Annotated in this window: 19 protein-coding genes; 8 read left to right on the top strand and 11 right to left on the bottom strand. The window is 69.3% G+C overall.

Annotated features, from left to right (window positions below):
• Positions 1–368: 368 nt before the first annotated feature.
• Both Acor_RS15615 and Acor_RS15610 read left to right on the top strand, forming a co-directional pair.
• Complete coding sequence (locus Acor_RS15615; RefSeq protein WP_155337366.1) at positions 369–1424, top strand: DUF4192 domain-containing protein; 1056 nt, start codon at positions 369–371, stop codon at positions 1422–1424.
• Between the two features lie 277 nt (positions 1425–1701).
• A complete protein-coding gene (locus Acor_RS15610; RefSeq protein WP_246238672.1) occupies positions 1702–1983 on the top strand; it encodes a lipid II flippase MurJ in 282 nt (93 codons plus the stop codon).
• Between the two features lie 6 nt (positions 1984–1989).
• Here Acor_RS15610 and Acor_RS15605 read toward each other — a convergent pair whose 3' ends face one another.
• The 3 genes from Acor_RS15605 to Acor_RS15595 form a co-directional block, all read right to left on the bottom strand.
• Positions 1990–3339 carry an RNA polymerase sigma factor gene (locus Acor_RS15605; RefSeq protein ID WP_155337365.1) on the bottom strand — a complete coding sequence of 450 codons (1350 nt, stop codon included), beginning with the start codon at positions 3337–3339 and terminating at the stop codon, positions 1990–1992.
• 3 nt (positions 3340–3342) lie between these two features.
• Entirely contained in the window at positions 3343–3741 is a 399-nt protein-coding gene (locus Acor_RS15600) for a YciI family protein (RefSeq protein WP_155337364.1), read from the bottom strand.
• 493 nt (positions 3742–4234) lie between these two features.
• Entirely contained in the window at positions 4235–4576 is a 342-nt protein-coding gene (locus Acor_RS15595; protein ID WP_155337363.1) for a hypothetical protein, read from the bottom strand.
• A 276-nt stretch (positions 4577–4852) separates the two neighbouring features.
• Between Acor_RS15595 and Acor_RS15590 the strand changes: the two genes are divergently transcribed.
• Positions 4853–5392: a DUF1707 and DUF4870 domain-containing protein gene (locus Acor_RS15590; protein WP_246238670.1), complete on the top strand. Its 540-nt coding sequence runs from the start codon at positions 4853–4855 to the stop codon at positions 5390–5392.
• Positions 5393–5433: 41 nt separating this feature from the next.
• Here Acor_RS15590 and Acor_RS15585 read toward each other — a convergent pair whose 3' ends face one another.
• Positions 5434–6081: an LUD domain-containing protein gene (locus tag Acor_RS15585; RefSeq protein WP_155337361.1), complete on the bottom strand. Its 648-nt coding sequence runs from the start codon at positions 6079–6081 to the stop codon at positions 5434–5436.
• Between the two features lie 106 nt (positions 6082–6187).
• Here Acor_RS15585 and Acor_RS15580 point away from each other — a divergent pair, with 106 nt between their 5' ends.
• Positions 6188–6544 (top strand): winged helix-turn-helix transcriptional regulator, encoded by a 357-nt coding sequence (locus tag Acor_RS15580; RefSeq protein ID WP_155337360.1) that lies wholly within the window; start codon positions 6188–6190, stop codon positions 6542–6544.
• A gap of 126 nt (positions 6545–6670) precedes the next feature.
• Here the strand turns inward: Acor_RS15580 and Acor_RS45440 are convergent, their stop codons facing one another.
• From Acor_RS45440 to Acor_RS15555, 5 genes are all read right to left on the bottom strand, one after another.
• Entirely contained in the window at positions 6671–7438 is a 768-nt protein-coding gene (locus Acor_RS45440; RefSeq protein WP_281353227.1) for a septal ring lytic transglycosylase RlpA family protein, read from the bottom strand.
• 242 nt (positions 7439–7680) lie between these two features.
• Positions 7681–9195 carry an ATP-dependent DNA ligase gene (locus Acor_RS15570; protein ID WP_155337359.1) on the bottom strand — a complete coding sequence of 505 codons (1515 nt, stop codon included), beginning with the start codon at positions 9193–9195 and terminating at the stop codon, positions 7681–7683.
• Between the two features lie 159 nt (positions 9196–9354).
• The gene (locus Acor_RS15565; RefSeq protein WP_155337358.1) at positions 9355–9729 is read right to left on the bottom strand and encodes an FKBP-type peptidyl-prolyl cis-trans isomerase; all 375 of its coding nucleotides are present in this window, start codon (positions 9727–9729) and stop codon (positions 9355–9357) included.
• A 285-nt stretch (positions 9730–10014) separates the two neighbouring features.
• A complete protein-coding gene (locus Acor_RS15560; protein WP_174876149.1) occupies positions 10015–10650 on the bottom strand; it encodes a YflT domain-containing protein in 636 nt (211 codons plus the stop codon).
• Between the two features lie 59 nt (positions 10651–10709).
• Positions 10710–12149: a GuaB1 family IMP dehydrogenase-related protein gene (locus tag Acor_RS15555; protein WP_155337357.1), complete on the bottom strand. Its 1440-nt coding sequence runs from the start codon at positions 12147–12149 to the stop codon at positions 10710–10712.
• A 75-nt stretch (positions 12150–12224) separates the two neighbouring features.
• Between Acor_RS15555 and Acor_RS15550 the strand changes: the two genes are divergently transcribed.
• On the top strand, positions 12225–12704 hold the full coding sequence (locus Acor_RS15550; RefSeq protein ID WP_155337356.1) for a GyrI-like domain-containing protein: 480 nt from the start codon (positions 12225–12227) through the stop codon (positions 12702–12704).
• On the opposite strand, the gene Acor_RS15545 is transcribed toward Acor_RS15550, so the two are convergent.
• Both Acor_RS15545 and Acor_RS15540 read right to left on the bottom strand, forming a co-directional pair.
• Positions 12683–13333 (bottom strand): nitroreductase family protein, encoded by a 651-nt coding sequence (locus Acor_RS15545; protein WP_155337355.1) that lies wholly within the window; start codon positions 13331–13333, stop codon positions 12683–12685. The genes Acor_RS15550 and Acor_RS15545 overlap by 22 nt on opposite strands.
• Entirely contained in the window at positions 13333–14442 is a 1110-nt protein-coding gene (locus Acor_RS15540; protein ID WP_155337354.1) for a CaiB/BaiF CoA transferase family protein, read from the bottom strand. Before Acor_RS15540 ends, Acor_RS15545 begins: the two co-directional genes overlap by 1 nt.
• Before the next feature lie 121 nt (positions 14443–14563).
• Between Acor_RS15540 and Acor_RS15535 the strand changes: the two genes are divergently transcribed.
• The 3 genes from Acor_RS15535 to Acor_RS15525 all read left to right on the top strand — a co-directional run bounded on the left by Acor_RS15535 (position 14564) and on the right by Acor_RS15525 (position 18521).
• Positions 14564–16021 (top strand): serine/threonine-protein kinase, encoded by a 1458-nt coding sequence (locus Acor_RS15535; RefSeq protein WP_170316950.1) that lies wholly within the window; start codon positions 14564–14566, stop codon positions 16019–16021.
• A complete protein-coding gene (locus Acor_RS15530) occupies positions 16018–16998 on the top strand; it encodes an NAD(P)-dependent oxidoreductase (RefSeq protein ID WP_155337352.1) in 981 nt (326 codons plus the stop codon). The genes Acor_RS15535 and Acor_RS15530 overlap by 4 nt, the downstream gene beginning before the upstream one ends.
• 152 nt (positions 16999–17150) lie before the next feature.
• Complete coding sequence (locus tag Acor_RS15525; RefSeq protein ID WP_246238669.1) at positions 17151–18521, top strand: FAD-binding oxidoreductase; 1371 nt, start codon at positions 17151–17153, stop codon at positions 18519–18521.
• Positions 18522–18525 lie beyond the last annotated feature (4 nt).

Here is an 18525-nt window from a genome sequence, read left to right as displayed (position 1 = left end):
AGATCCGAACAAGTTACGCAAATCCCATCACGCTGGTCTCGAAACGGATCATGCGAAGACGACCACCAAGATCGCCCGGGGTTGATCCGTCAGCCACCTCGCTCAGTGAAGCCAATGGACCGAGCGAGTCGCTGGGCTTATCCGGCGCCGTTCACACTGGCGTGGTCCTAGCCGCGATGCCACCAAGGTGGAGCAGCGGCTTTGAGGCGTGCATTGTGCACAGGGCTGCTCGGTAGTTCTCGACCCCGGATGGCCGTTACCTGCGGAAACTTGAATCACAAATGCACAATTGGAACAGGTTCAGGTTGGCTGTCCACAGAATTGGGTTCGGCGGCTGGGGGTGGGGTGAGGGGAGGGAGAGTGCGGGCATGAATTCAGCCAACCCGAGGCTCCGGCTGTCGTCGCCGACCGACATCCTGGCCGCTGTGCCCTTTCTGATCGGCTTCCATCCTGAGCTCAGCCTGGTCGTGATCGGGTTCGTCGGGTCGGCCGTGCGGGTCAGCACGCGCTGGGATCTCCCGGCCGAGCCAGGCGGACTCGACGGGCTCATTCCGCTGCTCAGACGTGAACAGGTCACCGTGGTGATTCTGATCGGCTACGGTCCCGGACCTTTGGTGACCGCCGGCGTGGACCAGGCGACCCGGCTACTGCGCGCCGAGGGCATCGAGATCACCGAATCGCTTCGCGCCTCGGAAGGCCGGTACTGGTCGTATGTGTGCCAGCGGGTGGCCTGCTGCCCACCCGAAGGAGTGGCCTACGACCCGAAAGCGAGCCCGCTGGCCGCGGAGGCGGTGGTGCACGGCCTGGTGGCGCTCCCGAGCCGCCGAAGCCTGGAGCGATCAGTCGCGCCGTGCCAAGGGCTGTCCCGGGCGTCGATGAACCGGGCCACCGACCGCGCCCTCGCCGCCACCCGAACCGCTCTGACCAAGGGAAGACCCGCGGACCTCGTCGCCGACGGAATAGCCCGCGTCCGAACCGCCATCGACACCTACATCGCCGGCGCCCGCCTCACCGACGACGAGGCCGCCCGCCTCGGCCTGGACCTGGCGATCATCCGCGTCCGCGACGAAGCCTGGACACTCATCGACGACCACGCCGCCCACCTCGCCCTCTGGCGTGATCTCACCCAGCGCCTCACCCCACGCCACGTCGCCCCGGCGGCCTCACTGCTGGCGGCCACCGCCTGGCGAAGCGGAGACTGCGCCCTGGCCACACTCGCCCTGGACCGGGCACTCGCGGCCGACCCCCGCTACACGATGGCAGCCCTTCTCTCCCGCGCCATCCGCAACCTGCTCCCCCCGAACGTCCTCCGCGAACGCATGCCAACCCCAGAAGACCTCGACCGAGAAATGGGCACCCCAACGAGAAAGTGGCTCACCCCCCTCCTAACCCTCCTGGACGAGCCATCTGCCCTGGCGAGCTAGCACCTGGTCCGCCTGCGGAGCGCAGCTGTTGGCCGCGAGCCGCGCCCCTCCGGCAGCGCACCTTCGACAGCACGGTCTCCTGGCCGACTTCCCAACGGCATAAGCGAGCCACCTGGCTACTCGCCACCATCGGAGTGGCCTGTACCCCGGAGAGCAAAGGTGAACTGGCCGGTCAGGCTCGTGCAGGTGACGGCGGCCTGTGGGTTGGCGGTGGCGGTGGTGTCGTTGTAGAGCGCAATCGCCGAGTTCGGCGAGTCACTCGGCCCCGGGAAGGTTCGTGGACACCGTCTTAGCCATGGCCGCCGTCGGTCCCGGCGCCGTCAGCGTTTACTCCAACGCCTACACCCTGTTCCAACTGCCCTACGCCGTCATCGCGGTCACCGTCATCACCGCGGTCCTGCCCAGGATGAGCCGGTCAGCGGCTGACCGCGACCTCGCCCAAGTCACCGCCAACCTATCCCAGAGCCTGTGGCTGTCGTCGGTTCGCGCGGCTCGGCGAGATGGCTGGAATCACGGCCGTCGGCAAGCTGCGAGGGCGCCTTCCCGGCTGCCGGGATGATGATCCTCACGACCTTGGGACGCCCGGGCTATCTACGGGCGGTTGGGCTTTGGTGAGGCTGCTTGAGTTGGGTGGAACGGGTGTGGGGCTATTGCGTGAGCTGGGTGGTGCGGCTGCTGCGGTGAGTTGGGTGGCGCGGGTGGTGAGGTAGTCGCGTTCGGGGATGTTGGTGCTGTGGTTGGCGGCTGTGCGGTAGTCCTCGATGGCGCCGGGGAGGTCTCCGGCCATTTCGCGGAGGTGGGCGCGGGCGTTGTGGAAGCGGTGGTTTCCGGTGAGGCGGCCGTCGGTGGCGAGGGTTTTGAGGAGGGCGAGGCCGGATTCAGGGCCATGGGCCATGGCGGTGGCGACGGCTCGGTTGAGGGTGACCATGGGGTTGTCGGACATGCGTTCCAGTAGGCCGTACAGGGCCGTGATCTGGGGCCAGTCGGTCTGGTCGGCGGTGGGGGCCTCGTCGTGGAGGGCGGCGATGGCGGCTTGGAGTTGGTAGGGGCCGATCGAGCCTTTGGCGAGGGTGGCGGTGATGAGGGCGACGCCTTCGGTGATGGCTTGGGTGCCCCATTTGCTGCGGTCCTGGTCGGCCAGGGGGATGGGGATGCCGTGGGGGCCGGTGCGGGCGGGGCGGCGGGCGTCGGTGAGGAGCATCAGGGCGAGTAGGCCGGATATTTCGCATTCGTCGGGGAGGAGGGCGTGGACCATCCGGGTGAGGCGGATCGCTTCGCGGGAGAGTTCGACGCGTTGCAGGTCAGGGCCGGTGCTGGTGGCGTAGCCCTCGTTGAAGGTGAGGTAGAGCACGTGGAGAACGGCGGCGAGGCGGCGCGTGCGCTCGTGGGGGGCGGGCATGCCGAAGGGGACGCCGGAGGCCTTGATGCGCTGCTTGGCCCGGCTGATCCGCTGGGCCATCGTCGCCTCGGGGACCAGGAACGCCTTGGCGATCTGCGCCGTGGTCAGGCCGCCCACCGAGCGCAGCGTGAGGGCGATCGCGGAGGCGGGGGTCAGCGCGGGGTGGCAGCAGAGGAACAGCATGCTCAGGGTGTCGTCTTCGTCCGAGGCGTACGCGTCGTCTGCCGCGGGTGCGGCCCGCTCCTCGGGGGGTGTCCGGGCGGCGACCAGTTCTTCGCGGCGACGGCGGGCCTGTTCGTTGCGGACCTGTTCGGTCATCCGGCGGAAGGCGACCTGGATCAGCCAGCCCCGCGGGTTGTCCGGCAAGCCCTCCTCCGGCCACTGGGCCGCGGCGTTCAGCAGGGCTTCCTGGACGGCGTCCTCAGCCGTGCCGAAGTCGCCGGCGCGACGGGTGAGCACGCCGACGACCTGCGGCGCGAGTTCGCGCAGCAGGTCGTCGACGGTCGGCTCGTCCAGCGTCTACACCTCCTCGGAAGGGCCGGCCATGAGCTGGCGCACCTCGAGCGGCATGTTCAGCGGCTTGCCGCCCGGTCCGGGCGCGGCCGAAATGTACGCGGCCAGCTCGTACGCCCGCTCAGCGGTCTCGCAGTCCACGATCCAGTAGCCGACCAGGAACTCCTTCGTCTCAGGGTAGGGACCGTCGGTGACGACGGGCGCGCCGCCGTCACCCGACCGCACGGTCCTGGCCTGGTCGGGCGTCGCCAGTCCCTGCGCGTCCACGAGTTCCCCGGAGGCGGTGAACTTCTCTTCGATGCTGTGCATGAACTCGATGTGGGCGGTGAAGTCCTCCGGCGCCCAGGTGCCGATCGGTGGGAATTCGGCCAGCTGTCCGAACTGCATGAGCAGCATGTACTTCATTTCGGCTCCCTCGGTACGCACGCCCCGGCGGGCGCTTCACGAGTAGGTAGAAGCACGCCCCCGACTTCTCTACATCCCGCCGGGCATCCGAGGCAAAATCTTTGGGCCGCGGAAGTTGAGGTGGTTACACAGCCGCAGCGACAGCCGATGGCGCGTAAGCCCATGGGAGAACCCCGGGTGTGCCGACCCGCCGGTCCAGGGGGCCGGTTCATGGAGCCAGTTTCATGGAGCCAGTTTCATGGAGCCTGTTCCCGGAGCCGGTCCAGGGAACCGGTTTCATGAAGCCGGGTCCACGGAGCCACTCCAAGGAGCCGATTCACGGAACCAGTCTCATGAAGCGGGTTCGCGGAACCTGTTCACGGAGCCAGCCCAGAGCCAGCTCACGGAACCCGTCTCATGGAGCTGGTTCACGGAGCCTTTCACCGAGCCGAGCCGAGCCGGAGCCGGTTCACGGAGCCGGTTCAGGGGGCGCGGGGGTGAGGCTGTGACGGGGTCAGTCGGCTTCGGCCTGGCGGCGGCGGTCGTTGTAGGCGCGCATGCGGGCCGGGTAGCCGGTGAGTTGCACGTCGTACACCGGGAGGGCTAAGTCGCGGGCTACCTTCTTGATGACCGCGGGGGCGCCGACTCGGCGGCGGGTCCATTCGCCGTCGTGCGCGATGGCGACGGCGGTGGTGTCGGTGGCGAAGGTTTCTGGCTCGACGTAGAACTCGACGCCCCTTCGGGTCTTCGCGAACTCGATCAGGGCCTCGATGTCCTGATCGGTCGCCTCGCGGTCGAATTTTGCGACCTTGGGGCCGCGATTGCGCCTAAGGCCGTAGCGGTCACGCCATCTCATACCCCTTATATACCGGGCCGGAGGCCAGATCGGTGACAATGAGGGCGCTCCCGGGGTTCGGTGGGGGACATCCCCGATGTACCGAAGCCTTGCGGCAGTCGAATATGAGTGAGCGAGAGTGCCGCGTCACCTGCGTGGCGAGGCAGACTCGTAAGTAAGCAGTGGCCGCGCGTTCTCGCCCGGCCGCTCGTCTCGACGGAAGGTAAGGCATTGATGCCGGCGGCAGCTACACCACCGTGGCCGGGCCGCGCGCCCGCGCCGCATCCCCAGCTCCGGGTGACGAACGATGATCGAGACAACGTGGTCGAGCACGTCAAGGCCGCGTACGCGGAGGGGCGTCTCGACAAGGACGAGATGGACGAGCGCCTGCACCTCGCCATGACGGCCAGGACCCACGCCGACCTCATGCCGATCATGACCGACCTGTACGGCTCCCACCCCCCGCACATCCCGCCACCCCCGGCGATGCCCCCCTTCCAGCTGACGCCGCAGCCCCTGGCACGCGACTCGGCGGACCGCGTCGTGGCCTCGGCCGCCCACCTGATCAGCCTCACCGGCCTGTTCGTCGTCGGCCCACTGATCATGCTCCTCACGGCGGGCAAAACCTCCCCGTACGTCCGCAAGCACGCGATCGAATCCCTGAACTTCCATCTGACCGTTCTCGGGGCGACCATCCTGCTCCCGATCACGGTCATCGGGGTCATCCTGATCCCGCTGATCTGGGTCGCCGGCATCGTTCTCTCCATCGTCGGCGGCATCTCCGCCCTGGCCGAGGGCGAGTTCCGCTACCCCTGGACGCTCCGGCTGATCAAGTAGCCACCACCGCCCACCCCCCCAGGCGGTGGTGGCCGCAGGGCTCAGACCCCGAGTTCGCCGCGGACCAGGACGACCGTGCCCCGTTCCGGCAGATACTCGCGCTCCAATATCAGGATTTTTCCGATGATCGACGGCTGGCCGTACACCGCCATGCAGCGTTCCGATTCCTTGGGCAGGCAGTAGAGCCGGACCCGGCGGAGCGCGGTGTCCAGGTCGGGGACTACCTTCTGCGCGCCCACCACCCAGATGGCCCGGCGAGCGCCGCCCGCGTACGAGGAGAGCTGGCTGCCGCTGGCGGACGCGCACACCATGACGCCGTCCTCGGTGACGGCGTGGACGCTGCCGACCACCACGTCGGGCGCGGCGCCCAGTTTGATGCTCGCGTCGGCGTCGTCCAGGGTCGCGAGCTGGGCGCGTACCGACCGGAATCTGCCTGATTCCTCGATGACCTTGTTGATCCCGGCGTTCTCCAGGGTGGCGCTGGCTGCTGTGAACACGTCCTTGCCGGTGGGGAGGAGCGTGGTCACGAGTTCCCTGGCGTCGTCTGGGCTGTCCACGACATGGACGGAATATCCGCGTTCCCGGAGTCCGGCCGCCGCGCGCTCCAGACGCTCGTCCGTCGCGGGGGCAGTGAAGACGTCGTCCAGGGGCGAGAGTCCGGCGAGTGCCGATTGGTTACCTTTCGTCATGAACCCCATCATCGGTAACCATGGCCTAACGTGGGAGATCGCACTATTTCCTGCGTCAGTTACCTAAAGGGAAGTGCCCGTGGTCGAGTACGATGAGCGCCACTGCATGATTCGCGATGTTCTGGACAGAGTCGGGGACAAGTGGACACTGCACGTCATCTTTCACCTGGCCGACGGCCGGAAGCGCTTCATGGAACTGCAGCGGCAGATCCCGGCCATCAGTCAGCGCATGCTCACGGTGACCCTGCGCGGCCTGGAAGAGGACGGCCTGGTCGAACGCACGATCTATCCCGTCGTGCCGCCGCGCGTGGACTATGAACTCACGCCGATGGGCCAGACCCTGCTGGACACAGTCCGCGGGCTGATGGCCTGGACGATCGAGCACTTGGACGACATCGAATCGGCCCGCGCGGCGTATGCGGCCAGGGAGAACTCGCTCAAACGCCTGGCCGGGGTGGATTGATCCGCGTCAGTACCCGGTCGATCTGATCGAGCCGCGTGAGTCGCTTGGGCTGGGTGTCCACGTCGGTGCTCGGACGATCTGGACCGAACCGCGTCAGTTTGCGTGGCTTGGGTGGACTGAGCCGCGTCAGCGGCCGAGGATCTGGTAGCGGACGTACATCTCGCCGGCGCTCAGGTTGCCGATGGCGTCGAAGGCGGCTCGGGACAGGTCCAGGCAGCGGCCGTTCACGAACGGGCCCCGGTCGTTGATTCGCACTACGACCGAAGCGCCGTTGGCCGGGTTGATGACCCTGACCCTGCTGTGCATCGGGAGCGTTCGGTGGGCGGCGGTCAGCGCGTTCGGGTTGAAGCGCTCGCCGCTCGCGGTGGCCTGATCCTCGTCGTAGTACGACGCCCCGCAACTTCCCGACGCGATCACGCGCGCCCGCGGCGTCCTCGTCGGCGGAGCCGGCCTGGCCACCCGCTTCGGCCGCGCGCTCGCCTCCGTGCCCGGCGTGGAAGTCGATGCGGCGCCCGATGCGGCGCCCAGCGTCGTGCCCGGCGTGGGAGTCGGTGCGGCGCCCGATGCGGTGCCCAGCGTCGTGCCCGGCGTGGGAGTCGGTGCGGTGCTCGGCGTGGGGGTCGGTTCGGGAGCCGGCGTACCCGGAGATCTGGACACCGCGTCGGCGGCCGGTTCGGCCCGTCCGCCCGGCGCCTCCGGCGTCGGTACGGCATGCGCCGACGTGGCGACAGGTGTATTCCGGGCCATCATGGACGCGTCCAGTTCGGTCGTCCTGGTCAGGGCCCACGCGGTCGCGGCGACCGCGGTCACGCTGCCGGTGGCGATCACGGTGACGGCGATCCGGCGCACGGCGGAGCCCTTGCGGGAGGTCTTCGGGGCGGAATGCTGACCCAAGGGAAACCACGGTCCTTGATCGGGGGGTAGGAACCAGGACGCCGGGAAACACTTAATCCCGCACAATCCGGGCATCAAGTAGCATCGCGCAACACATGCGACAAATCCCCCACAAGGGTATTTGTGTGACCCATATCACAACCCGAGCGCGCCCCGAAACCGGAGCCTAGGGCGTCGATCATGAAATGAGCGGTCGAATATAACGAATCCGCATAGGTCATCAACCAAATCACCAGCCGCAATCAGGGCAGAAGCGCCCGAACCATGGCGATCGTGTCGGCTTCCTCGGCCCGCTTGTCCGGCCGATACCGGAGCACTCGCGCGAACCGCAACGCCATCCCACCCGGATACCGGGTCGACCGCTGCACGCCATCGAAGGCGATCTCCACCACCATCATCGGCTTGACGGTGACCGTCCACCCATCGGTGGGCCCATCCGCCAGCCGCAGGAACTGCTCGGTCTGCCAGGCGAGCAGCTCATCGGTCAACCCCTTGAAGGTCTTCCCGAGCATCACATAATCGCCCGTCTCCGGATCAAGCGCCCCAAGATGCAGATTGGACAGCTTCCCCTCCCGCCGCCCATGCCCCCACTCGACCGCCAGCACCACCAGATCCAGCGTGTGCCGAGGCTTCACCTTGATCCACCCCGCACCCCGCCGTCCCGCCGCATAAGCCGTCTGCGGCGCTTTCACGACCACCCCCTCATGCCCCCGCCGCACCGCGTCCGCGAAAAACGCCTCACCGTCCTCCGCGTCCCCGGTCACCAGCCTCGGCGTGATCAATTCATCCGGCACGGCTCCCGCCAGCGCCGCATGCCTCTCCGCATCCGGCAGATCCAGCAGATCCACCCCATCTACCCGCAGCGCGTCGAAGAAGAACACGCTCAACGGCACCTCACGCGGCCCGACCTTCGTCGCCACCCTGGCCGCGGTCACCTGGAACGGCTCCGGCCACCCGTCCGCCCGGAGCGCGATCACCTCGCCGTCCAGCACCAGATCCGTACGTTCCAGCCCGAGCATGGCCTGCACCAGCTCGGGCACCTGCGCGGTGATGTCCTCCAAGGTCCGGGTGAACACCCCGACCACGTCGCCCGACCGGTGCGCCTGCACTCGGATCCCGTCGAGCTTCCACTCCACGGCCGCCGGCCCGCCGATCTTCTCCAGCGCCGCCGTCACGGTGGGCGCGCTCTGCGCCAGCATCGGCGCGACCGGACGCCCCACCTCAAGATGGAAGTCGCGCAACGCGTCCACCCCACCGGCCAGCGCGGCGGCCCCCACCGCGGGAAGCCAGCCACGCAGCATCAGCGCCCGCCGGACCTCCGCCGACGGCACCTCGGCCGCCTTGGCGATGGCTTCGATCATCACCCCGTCGAGGGCTCCCTGCCGCAGCTCGCCGGTCAGCAGCCGCCCGAGAAAGGCCTGCTCCTGCCGCGTCGCGGCGCCGAACAACTCGGCGACCAGCTGCTTGCGCGCCGCCTGCGAACCCTGCCCCGACTGCGCCTTGATCCGTTCGAGCAGCGCGTCGATCTGCGTCAGCGTGGCGGTCGCCGCCAGCCTCGGCTCCGGCAGCTCCTGCAGGGAGCGCCAGCCCACGCCGATCTGCCGCTGCGGCAGCTCCCCCGACAGGTACGCGATGGCGATCTCGGCCTCGTCCGCCCCCACCCTGCCCAGCAATTCGGCCAGGTGCCTGATCTTGGCAAGCCGGGCCGAGTCGGCGGCCACGGCGGCAGAGGTCCGAGCAAGATCGATCAGCAACACACGGTAATCCTGCCCTAGTCAGCTGTAATGCCGCCAGAGCGACCACGCCGACACCACGACGACGCCGACCAGAGCGGCCACGCCGAATCCCGGGCATGGCGCAGCCCCCGGCACCGGACCGGGGGCTGGCGATGGTCAGCTGGATCAGTGGTCAGGCGGTCAGTTGACGCCGATCAGGTCGACCACGAAGATCAAAGTCTCGCCGGGCTTGATGGCCCGGCCGGCGCCGCGGTTGCCGTACCCGAGGTGCGGCGGGATGGTGAGGCGGCGGCGTCCGCCGACCTTCATGCCGGCGACGCCCTTGTCCCAGCCCGCGATGACCTGGCCACCGCCGAGCGGGAACTGGAAGGTCTGGCCGCGGTTCCACGACGCGTCGAACTCCTCGCCGCTCGAGAACGCGACGCCGACATAATGCACACTCACGGTCTGCCCGGGCTTGGCCTCGGCGCCGCTGCCCTCGACCAGGTCGACGATCTCCAGGTCGGACGGCGGGTTGCCCTCAGGGAAGTCGATCTCGGGCTTTTCGAGTGCCACAGTGGGTCTCCTTGTTCAAGCGCGCCCCTCGGTTGCCAGGCGAAGCCGCCCGCGCCCGGCAGAGGTGGCGCGCCCCCATGCCGGCGGCCGGCCGCGTGCCGACCGACCAGCCGACTCTACCGGGCCACCCCGACCCGCCGTCGGCTTCCCCCCAGCATGTACGGCGACGCGTTCCTCGCCGTTATCCGGCGCCGTTCACGTCCGCACCACATCCCGCCGACCCGGCGCCAAAGAGGATCCGTGCCACGTTTCGCCGGACCAGTTCCAATGGGGTCCGGGGGTGGGTTAGCGGGAGCGGGTTCGGTTGGGGTCGTCCGTCACGAGGTCGTCTATGAGCGGGCGGGCGTGTTCGGTGGTGTCGCCGTCGTTGGTGGCGGGGGGCGGCGGCGGGGTGGCGGGGCCGGCGGTGGGCGGGCGGTCGACGACGACGGTGTCGGCGGGGGAGAGGCCGCCCTGGAGGAGGGTCTGGGCCTGTTCGATGGTGGTCGTGGAGACGAGGACGTCGTAGCGGCCGGCGACGATCATGCTGCGGGAGGTGAAGTCGCGGGTGCCGCCCTGGAAGGCGTGCGAGGTGGCGCCGAAGGCCGCGCCGGCGATGGCGCCCCACAGGATGGACCAGAGCACCAGGGCGATGAACGAGGTGGTCGTGGTGGTGAACAGGCCGAGGAAGAGGCCGACGATCAGGCCGAACATGGCGCCGCTCCAGGTGCCCTTGAGGGCGGCGCGGGCGGTGGTCATGCGGCCGGTGACGTTCTCTTCGAGGCGGAGGTCGCTGCCGACGATGGCGACGTGCTCCACCGGGAACCCGGCGTCGGACAGGGTGTCCACGATGCCCTGGGCGGCGGTGTAGTTGGTGTAGCTGACGAGCAGGCGGCGGTCGGCCGTCAGGTCGGAGTCCTCGGTGGTCCGGGTCTGATACATGGTCGCCTCTGCGTTTCGGCGGGGAATGGACCCTCCCACTACCCGCCGACGCGCGTTAGTCACCAACTCTGGTGCAGCGGCATGCCTTCGGTGTATCCGGACGAGCTCTGCACGCCGACGACGGCCCGCTGATGGAATTCGGCCAGGCTGGCGGCCCCGGCGTAGGTGCACGAGGAGCGCAGCCCGGCCACGATCTCGTCGATCTGGTCCTCCACTGACGGGCGGACCGGATCCAGGTACATCCGGGAGGTCGAGATGCCCTCCTCGAACAGGGCCTTGCGGGCCCGCTCGAACGGGGTGTCCTCGGCCGTACGGAGACGAACGGCACGAGCGGAGGCCATTCCGTAATTTTCCTTGTATTTCCGGCCGTCGGCGGAGGTGCGGGTGTCACCAGGGGATTCGTACGTCCCCGCGAACCACGATCCGATCATGACGTTGGACGCGCCGGCCGCGAGGGCGAGGGCGACATCACGCGGATGCCGTACCCCACCATCGGCCCAGATATGGCGATTCAGCCGGCGGGCTTCGGCGGCGCATTCGAGCACGGCCGAGAACTGCGGACGCCCGACGCCCGTCATCATCCTGGTCGTGCACATCGCGCCGGGCCCGACCCCGACCTTGACGATGTCGGCCCCGGCCTCGACCAGATCCCGCACCCCGCCCGCCGTCACCACGTTGCCCGCCACGATCGGCACGTCCGGCGACAGCGCCCGCACCGCCACCAGCGCGGAGAGCATCTTCTCCTGATGCCCGTGCGCGGTGTCCACCACGAGCACGTCGGCCCCGGCGTCGAGCAGCTCCTTCGCCCGCGCCGCCACGTCCCCGTTGATCCCGACCGCCGCCGCCACCCGGAGCCGCCCGCGCCCGTCCAGCGCCGGCTGATAGAGCGTCGCCCGCAACGCCCCCGTACGGGTGAGAATGCCGACCAGCCGCCCCTCCCCGTCCACCACCGGCGCGAGCCGATGCCGCCCTTCGTGCAACGCGTCGAAGGCCGCCTGCGGATCGACCCCCCGGGGCAGCGTCTGCGGGGAACTTGTCATGACCTGGGACAGCTGGGTGAACATGTCCACCCCCTGGCAGTCCGCCTCGGTGACCACCCCGATCGGCCGGTTGTCCCAGTCGACCACGATGACGGCCCCGTGCGCCCGTTTGGGGAGCAGGTTGAGCGCGTCGCCGACGGTGTCGTGCGGCGTGAGGGTGATGGGAGTGTCGTGGACGAGGTCGCGGCCCTTCACCCACTCGATCACGTTCGCGACCACGTCGATGGGGATGTCCTGCGGTATCACGGTGAGCCCGCCGCGCCGGGCTATGGTCTCCGCCATCCGGCGGCCGGCCACGGCGGTCATGTTGGCCACGACGACCGGGATGGTGGTGCCGGTCCCGTCGTGGGAGGACAGGTCCACGGTAAGTCTCGACCCGATGTCCGACCTGGACGGGACCATGAACACGTCGCTGTAGGTCAGGTCATACGGAGGGGTGATGTCGTTGAGAAATCGCACGTTATGAACATTCCCTGCCTTCCAGCACGGTATGTAAGGATGACGCCGATCAGTTCAGTCAAAGGGGGACGATCTGTGATCATTGTTGACCGGCCCGAGCTACTCGTCGTCGGCCACGTCGTGCGTACCACGAACGCGGCCGAGACGGACCCGGCGCGCGCGCAGCTGCCGGGGCTCTGGGCCCGCGCGGGCTCGCCTGGCGCGTTCGCGCACGTGCCGGGACGCTCGGACGAGAACCTGTACGCCGTGCTCACCGACTACGAGAGCGACCACAACGGCGCCTACACCCAGATCGTCGGCGTCGCCGTGCACACCGCCGCCCGCCTCCCCGAGGGAATGGTCGCGATCCGGGTGCCCGGTGTGCCCTGCATGCACCTGGAGGTACGCGGCCCGCTCCCGCAGACCCTGCTGGACGCCTGGCAGTACCTGTGGAAGCACACCGAGTCCGGCGCGACCCCGGCCCGCGCCTTCACCACCGACCTGGAGGTCCACCACCCGGGCGGCGCGGATCTCTACATCGCGGTCCGGCCCTCCTACGAGCCGCCGTCGTCGTAAGTCCACAGCGGCTCAGGGATCTCGAAGCCGACCGGGTCACCCCACCGGTTGCGATAGCTCACCTCGTGCACGGGACGCCGCGGCGCGACCCCCCAGCGACCCGTCGGATAGCCGAATGTCACGGTGCACGCCATCTCCCAGCCCTTTCCTTCCGGCACACCCAGGATTCGCATCGCCTCCGCCCCGTGGAACAGTCCGAGCACGGTGGTGAGCGCGCTGCCCACCCCGAACGCCCGCGCGGCCAGTTGCGCGCTCCACACGGACGGGAAGATCGACCCGCCGGACGGGTCGTTCCGGGTGAAAGCGAACAGCATCAGCGGATAAGCCTCGAAATTGTCGGCGAGATGCTTCGCCGACTTAAGGACGCTCTGCGCCTGCGCGTCGCCTTTCTCCCGCATCGGCTTGTAATGGGTCTCGAACAACACCCCGAGCGCCGCCCGGTACAACGGCCCGAGCTCCGCCTTCACCGCCGGATCATCCAGTAGCAGGAATCGCCAGTTCTGCGTGTTACCCCCGCTCGGGCCGCGCACGGCCGCGTCCAGGATGCGTTCCTGAACGTCGCCCGGGATGGGATCCGGTTTGACGCGGCGCATCGCCCGGGTGGTGTAGAGGGCTTCGAAGACGTCCATCAGGCGAGCACTCCCTGGTCACGGAGGGATTTGGCGGTTTCATCGTCCAGCCCCCACGAGGTGAGGTCGTCCAGCCTCGTAGCGGGGGCCAGGTCACTGTGGCCCGCACCGAGCAGCCGCGGCGCGGGCGCGGGCTGAGTGACGCCGCCGACTTCGACGAACGTCCCCCTGGCCCGGTTATGCGGATGATCGGGAGCCTCGGCCAGCTCCAGCACCGGCGAGACGCACGCGTCCGAACCCTCGAACACCGCCTCCCACGCCGCCCGCGTCTTGGACCGGAACTCGGCGGTCAGCCGCGCCCGGATGGCCGGCCAGTTCCCCCGGTCGTCCCGGTCCGGCAGGTCGGTCAGGCCCATCCGGCCGAGCATCTCGGCCCAGAACTGCGGCTCCAGCGGGCCCACCGCGAGGTACTTCCCGTCAGCCGTCTCGTACGTGTCGTAGATCGGCGCACCCGTGTCCAGCAGGTTCGTCCCGCGCGCCCCCCAGAAGCCGCTCTGGGACGCCTGGTAGAACATCGCGAACAGCAGCGCCGCGCCGTCCACCATGGCCGCGTCGATCACCCGCCCCCGCCCGGTACCGCCGCGTTCGAGGAGCGCGAGCAGCACCCCGTACGCCAGCATGAGCCCGCCGCCCGCGAAATCGCCGAGAACGTTGATCGGCGGGGTGGGCTTCTCCCCGGCCCGGCCCAGCGCCGACAGCGCGCCCGAGATCGCGATGTAGTCGATGTCGTGGCCGGCCCTGGCGGCGAGCGGCCCGTCCTGCCCCCAGCCGGTCATCCGCCCGTAGATCAGCCGCTCGTTCACCGCGAGCAGGTCGTCGGGACCGATGCCGAGCCGCTCCGCGACGCCGGGCCGGAACACCTCGATGACCACGTCCGCGCTCGCGGCCAGGCGCTTGAAGGCCGCGACCCCTTCGGCGGACTTCAGGTCCAGGCCGATGGAGCGTTTCCCCCGGTCCATCACGTCCCGGCGCGGCGCGTCGGTGACCGCCTTGACCCGGTCGACCCTGAGCACCTCCGCGCCGTGGTCGGCCAGCATCATGCCGGCGAACGGCCCGGGGGCCAGCCCGGCCAGCTCCAGCACCCGTATCCCGGCCAACGGTCCGCTCATCTCGGCTCCCTCGCTCACGGCAGTACCTAGAACAATATTCGGAACCGGCTCGCGCGGCACCGCCCGGGGGTGGGCGGTATGGGAGAATTACCGCCTTCTTAGGTGCGGGCGAGGGGGCACGATGGAGGGGGAGCGGCTGGTCGCCCGGCGCTACCAGCTCAAGCGCAAGCTCGGGCAGGGCGCGATGGGCGTGGTGTGGGAGGGGCACGACACGCTGCTGGACCGGCCGGTCGCGGTCAAGGAGGTCCTGCTGCCGCGCAACCTGCCGCCGGACGAGCTGGAACGCCAGCTGCTCCGGACCGGGCGGGAGGCGCGGACCGCCGCGCGGCTCAGCCACCGCAGCATCGTGTCGATCTACGACGTGGCGGAGGAGGACGGCCGCCCCTGGATCGTGATGGAGCTGGTCAACGCGCCCTCGCTGGACCAGCTGGTCCGCGAGCGGGGCTCGCTGCCGGTGCGCGAGGTCGCCTCGATCGGGCGGCAGATCCTGTCCGCGCTGGACGCCGCGCACACGGCCGGGATCCTGCACCGGGACGTGAAACCGGCCAACATCCTGGTGACTTCGGACGGGCGGGCGGTGCTCACCGACTTCGGGATCGCCACTACCTCCAGTGAGACGTCGCTGCCCGACGCGGGGTCGCTGACCGGGTCGCCGCCGTTCATCGCGCCGGAGCGGGCCGAGCAGGGCGGGTTCGGGCCGCCGTCCGATCTGTGGTCGCTTGGGGCCACTCTGTATGCGGCCCTGCTGGGCAAGTCGCCTTTCGACCGGGGCAGCACGATGGCCACGCTGGCGGCTGTGCTCACCGAGGAGCCTGACTTCGGGCGCATCCACCCCGCCCTGCACCCGGTCCTGACCGCGCTGCTCAAGCGGGATCCCGCGGAAAGAGCCACCGCTGCCGCCGCGGAGCGAATGCTCGCTCAGGTGGAGGGCGTGCAGTCGCGCGAGCGGACATCGAGACGGCGGGGCCGTACCTGGCTGATCGCGGTAGCGGCCATCGCGGCGGTCGCGCTGAGCGGCACGGCCGCTTGGTCAATGATGTCCCTCAACGCACCGCCGCCGATCCCTTCGGCGACGCCGTCGCCGAGCCCGTCCCCGACCCCCACCCCGTCGCCCGTCCGCGTCTCCGCCTTCAAGCGCTACGTCTCCCCGGCCGGCTGGACGATCGGCTACCCGCGCACCTGGACCGGCTCCCGCGCCGAGGCGTTCACCGAATGGCTCAGCCGCGACGGCGGCAGCCATCTCGGCGTGGAGGAGGCCGTCCCGCACACCGGCCAGCGCGAGATGGTCGCCGAGATCGAGGCCACCCGCGCCGCCCCCGGCTACCGCCGCCTCCGCCTGGACCGGATCTCCTGGTCGTACGGCAACGCCATCGAATGGGAAGCCATCTTCACCGCCGCCGACACCGGCAGCCGCCCCTGGCTCACCTCCGGCGTCGAATACCGGGAGCTCACCCGCCTCCTCACGGTGGGCGGCAAGGCGTACATCCTGACCTGGACGGCCGAGGCGTCCCGCTGGGCCGCGCAGAGCACCCCCATGACGAAGGTCATGGACAGCTTCCGTCCTAGGGTGGCGTCATGAAGCCCTGGCAGGTGCTCGCCCTTCCGCCGCTGCCCGAAGCCGCCGTCCGCAGTCTGCTCGGCGGCCTGGACGAGCGGGTGGAACTCGCCGTCCCCGCCCGGCGGGACCGGGCCGCGCTGCTGGACGCGCTCCCGGACGCCGAGATCGTGGTCGGCGACTGGAGTTCGGCGCTCGTCCTGGACGCGGAGGCCGTCCGGCACGCGCCGAAGCTCGCCTTCGCCCAGCAGCCCGGCGTCGGCGTGAACGGCCACGACCTGGACGCGCTGGCCGCCGCCGGGATCCCGCTCGCCAACACCGCGGCGGCCAACACGCTCGCCGCCGCCGAATGGTGTGTGGCCGCCGCGTTCGCGCTGGTCCGCCGGCTGGTCCAGGGCGACGCGGCGGTCCGCGCCGGGGACTGGCCGCAGCTGGCCCTGCGGCCGGGCGAACTGTCGGCCTGCCGGGTCGGCGTGGTCGGCTACGGGGCGATCGGCGCGATCTGCGCCCGCCTGTTCAGCGGCCTGGGCAGCCAGGTCTCCTACTGGTCCCGCACCCCCAAGCCCGGCGCCCACGGCGTCTACCGCGACCTGAACGAGCTGATCGCGACCAGCGAAGTGCTGGTGCTCGTGCTCCCGCTCACCGACGAGACCCGCGGCCTGCTGGACGCCGACCGGCTGGCCCGGATGCCGCCGGGCGCGTTCCTGGTCAACGCCTCCAGAGGCGGCATCGTGGACGAGCGGGCGCTGCTGGCCGCGCTCGCCTCTGGGCACCTGGCCGGGGCCGCGCTCGACGTCTACGCCACCGAGCCGCTCCCGCTCGACGACCCACTCCGAGCCGACGACCGGATCCTGCTCTCCCCGCATGTCGCCGGAGTCACCGGGCAGGCCGCTGTGCGAGTGATCCAAGCCGTGCTGGACAATGTCAACGCGGCCCTGGACGGCCGCCCGGTGGCCGATGTGGTCAACGGCGCAGATCCGGTTATCCGCCGCAGGAATTGAGGATTCTCGCACGTGGGAGTGGGGAACAACCATCAACGCATGCCCATTGAACCGGCAGTTTTCTCGGGTTTAACGTGTCGAGTCTGGTCTGCGGTGATTTCGGGGGATAGCGTTCCTCTAGAGACGATCTCTACAATCCTGGGGGTGGTGTCATGCCCGAGCGCACGACCAGTATGACCACCCATCGGAGAGCGGTGGAGCAGATCCGCGACTCCTACGCCGCGATCCCCGACGACGCGTCCCCGCGGCTGGCCAAGGCCACCACGAACCTGTTCAGGTTCCGCGAGCCCGCCAAGGTCGCCAAGCTCTCCGCGCGTGACCTGGACAAGGTCATCCACGTCGACCCCGAGACCCGCACCGCCGAGGTCCAGGGCATGACGACGTACGAGAACCTGGTGGACGCGACGCTGCCGTTCGGGCTGATGCCGTTCGTCGTGCCGCAGCTGAAGACGATCACGCTGGGCGGCGCGGTGACCGGGCTCGGCATCGAGTCGACCTCCTTCAAGGATGGCCTGCCGCACGAGTCGGTGGAGGAGCTGGAAATCCTCACCGGCGACGGCCGGATCGTGGTCGCCCGCGCCGACAACGAGTTCAGCGACCTGTTCCACGCCTTCCCCAACTCCTACGGCACGCTCGGCTACGCGCTCCGCATCAAGATCAAGCTGGCCCCCGTCCAGCCGTATGTGCGGCTCACCCACGTCCGGTTCACCGACGCCGACAAGTGCATGCTGGCCATGCAGGAGATCTGCGACACCCGGCAGCACGACGGCGAGCCGATCGACTTCATCGACGGCACCTTCTTCGGGCCTGACGAGATGTACATCACGCTGGGCCGGTTCGCCGAGCGCGCGCCGTACGCGTCGGACTACACCGGCATGCGGATCTACTACCAGTCGATGCGGAACCGGACCCGCGACTGGCTCACCATCCGTGACTACCTGTGGCGCTGGGACACCGACTGGTTCTGGTGCTCGCGCGCCTTCGGCGTGCAGCAGCCCCTGGTGCGGTCCATCACCCCGCGCCGCTGGCTGCGCTCCGACGTCTACCGGAAACTGGTCGGCCTCGACCAGCGGTACGGCATCACCGCCAGAATCGACCGCTGGCGCGACAACCCGATGCACGAATCGGTCATCCAGGACGTGGAGGTCCCGGTCGAGCGGGGCGCCGAGTTCCTGGAGTTCTTCCACGGCCAAGTAGGCATGACGCCGCTCTGGATGTGCCCGCTGAAGGCCTCCAGAGAGTGGAGCCTCTACCCGCTGGAAGCAGGGCGGCTGTACGTCAACTTCGGTTTCTGGGGCATGGTGGCGCTGCCGCGCGGGCGGCAGGACGGCTACTACAACCGGCTGATCGAAGGCGCCGTGCACGAACTGGAGGGCCACAAGTCCCTCTATTCCACGTCCTTCTATGCTCGAGAGGAGTTCTGGCACTTCTACAACGGAGACGCCTACTGGCCGGTCAAGCGCGCTTACGACCCCGGTGGACGTCTGCTCGACCTGTATGAGAAATGTGTACGGGGAAGGTGATGAC

The sequence above is a fragment of the Acrocarpospora corrugata genome (assembly GCF_009687845.1).
Classification (GTDB): Bacteria; Actinomycetota; Actinomycetes; order Streptosporangiales; family Streptosporangiaceae; genus Acrocarpospora; species Acrocarpospora corrugata.
This window is presented reverse-complemented; position numbering and strand designations above follow the sequence as displayed.

Coding starts and splice junctions, on each gene's coding strand:
- Acor_RS15580 (WP_155337360.1), top strand. CDS start 6,188: ATGATTCGCGATGTTCTGGACAGAGTCGGGGACAAGTGGACACTGCAC.
- Acor_RS15600 (WP_155337364.1), bottom strand. CDS start 3,741: ATGAAGTACATGCTGCTCATGCAGTTCGGACAGCTGGCCGAATTCCCA.
- Acor_RS15560 (WP_174876149.1), bottom strand. CDS start 10,650: ATGTATCAGACCCGGACCACCGAGGACTCCGACCTGACGGCCGACCGC.
- Acor_RS15545 (WP_155337355.1), bottom strand. CDS start 13,333: ATGGACGTCTTCGAAGCCCTCTACACCACCCGGGCGATGCGCCGCGTC.
- Acor_RS15525 (WP_246238669.1), top strand. CDS start 17,151: ATGCCCGAGCGCACGACCAGTATGACCACCCATCGGAGAGCGGTGGAG.
- Acor_RS15530 (WP_155337352.1), top strand. CDS start 16,018: ATGAAGCCCTGGCAGGTGCTCGCCCTTCCGCCGCTGCCCGAAGCCGCC.
- Acor_RS15535 (WP_170316950.1), top strand. CDS start 14,564: ATGGAGGGGGAGCGGCTGGTCGCCCGGCGCTACCAGCTCAAGCGCAAG.
- Acor_RS15595 (WP_155337363.1), bottom strand. CDS start 4,576: ATGAGATGGCGTGACCGCTACGGCCTTAGGCGCAATCGCGGCCCCAAG.
- Acor_RS15615 (WP_155337366.1), top strand. CDS start 369: ATGAATTCAGCCAACCCGAGGCTCCGGCTGTCGTCGCCGACCGACATC.
- Acor_RS15585 (WP_155337361.1), bottom strand. CDS start 6,081: ATGACGAAAGGTAACCAATCGGCACTCGCCGGACTCTCGCCCCTGGAC.
- Acor_RS15540 (WP_155337354.1), bottom strand. CDS start 14,442: ATGAGCGGACCGTTGGCCGGGATACGGGTGCTGGAGCTGGCCGGGCTG.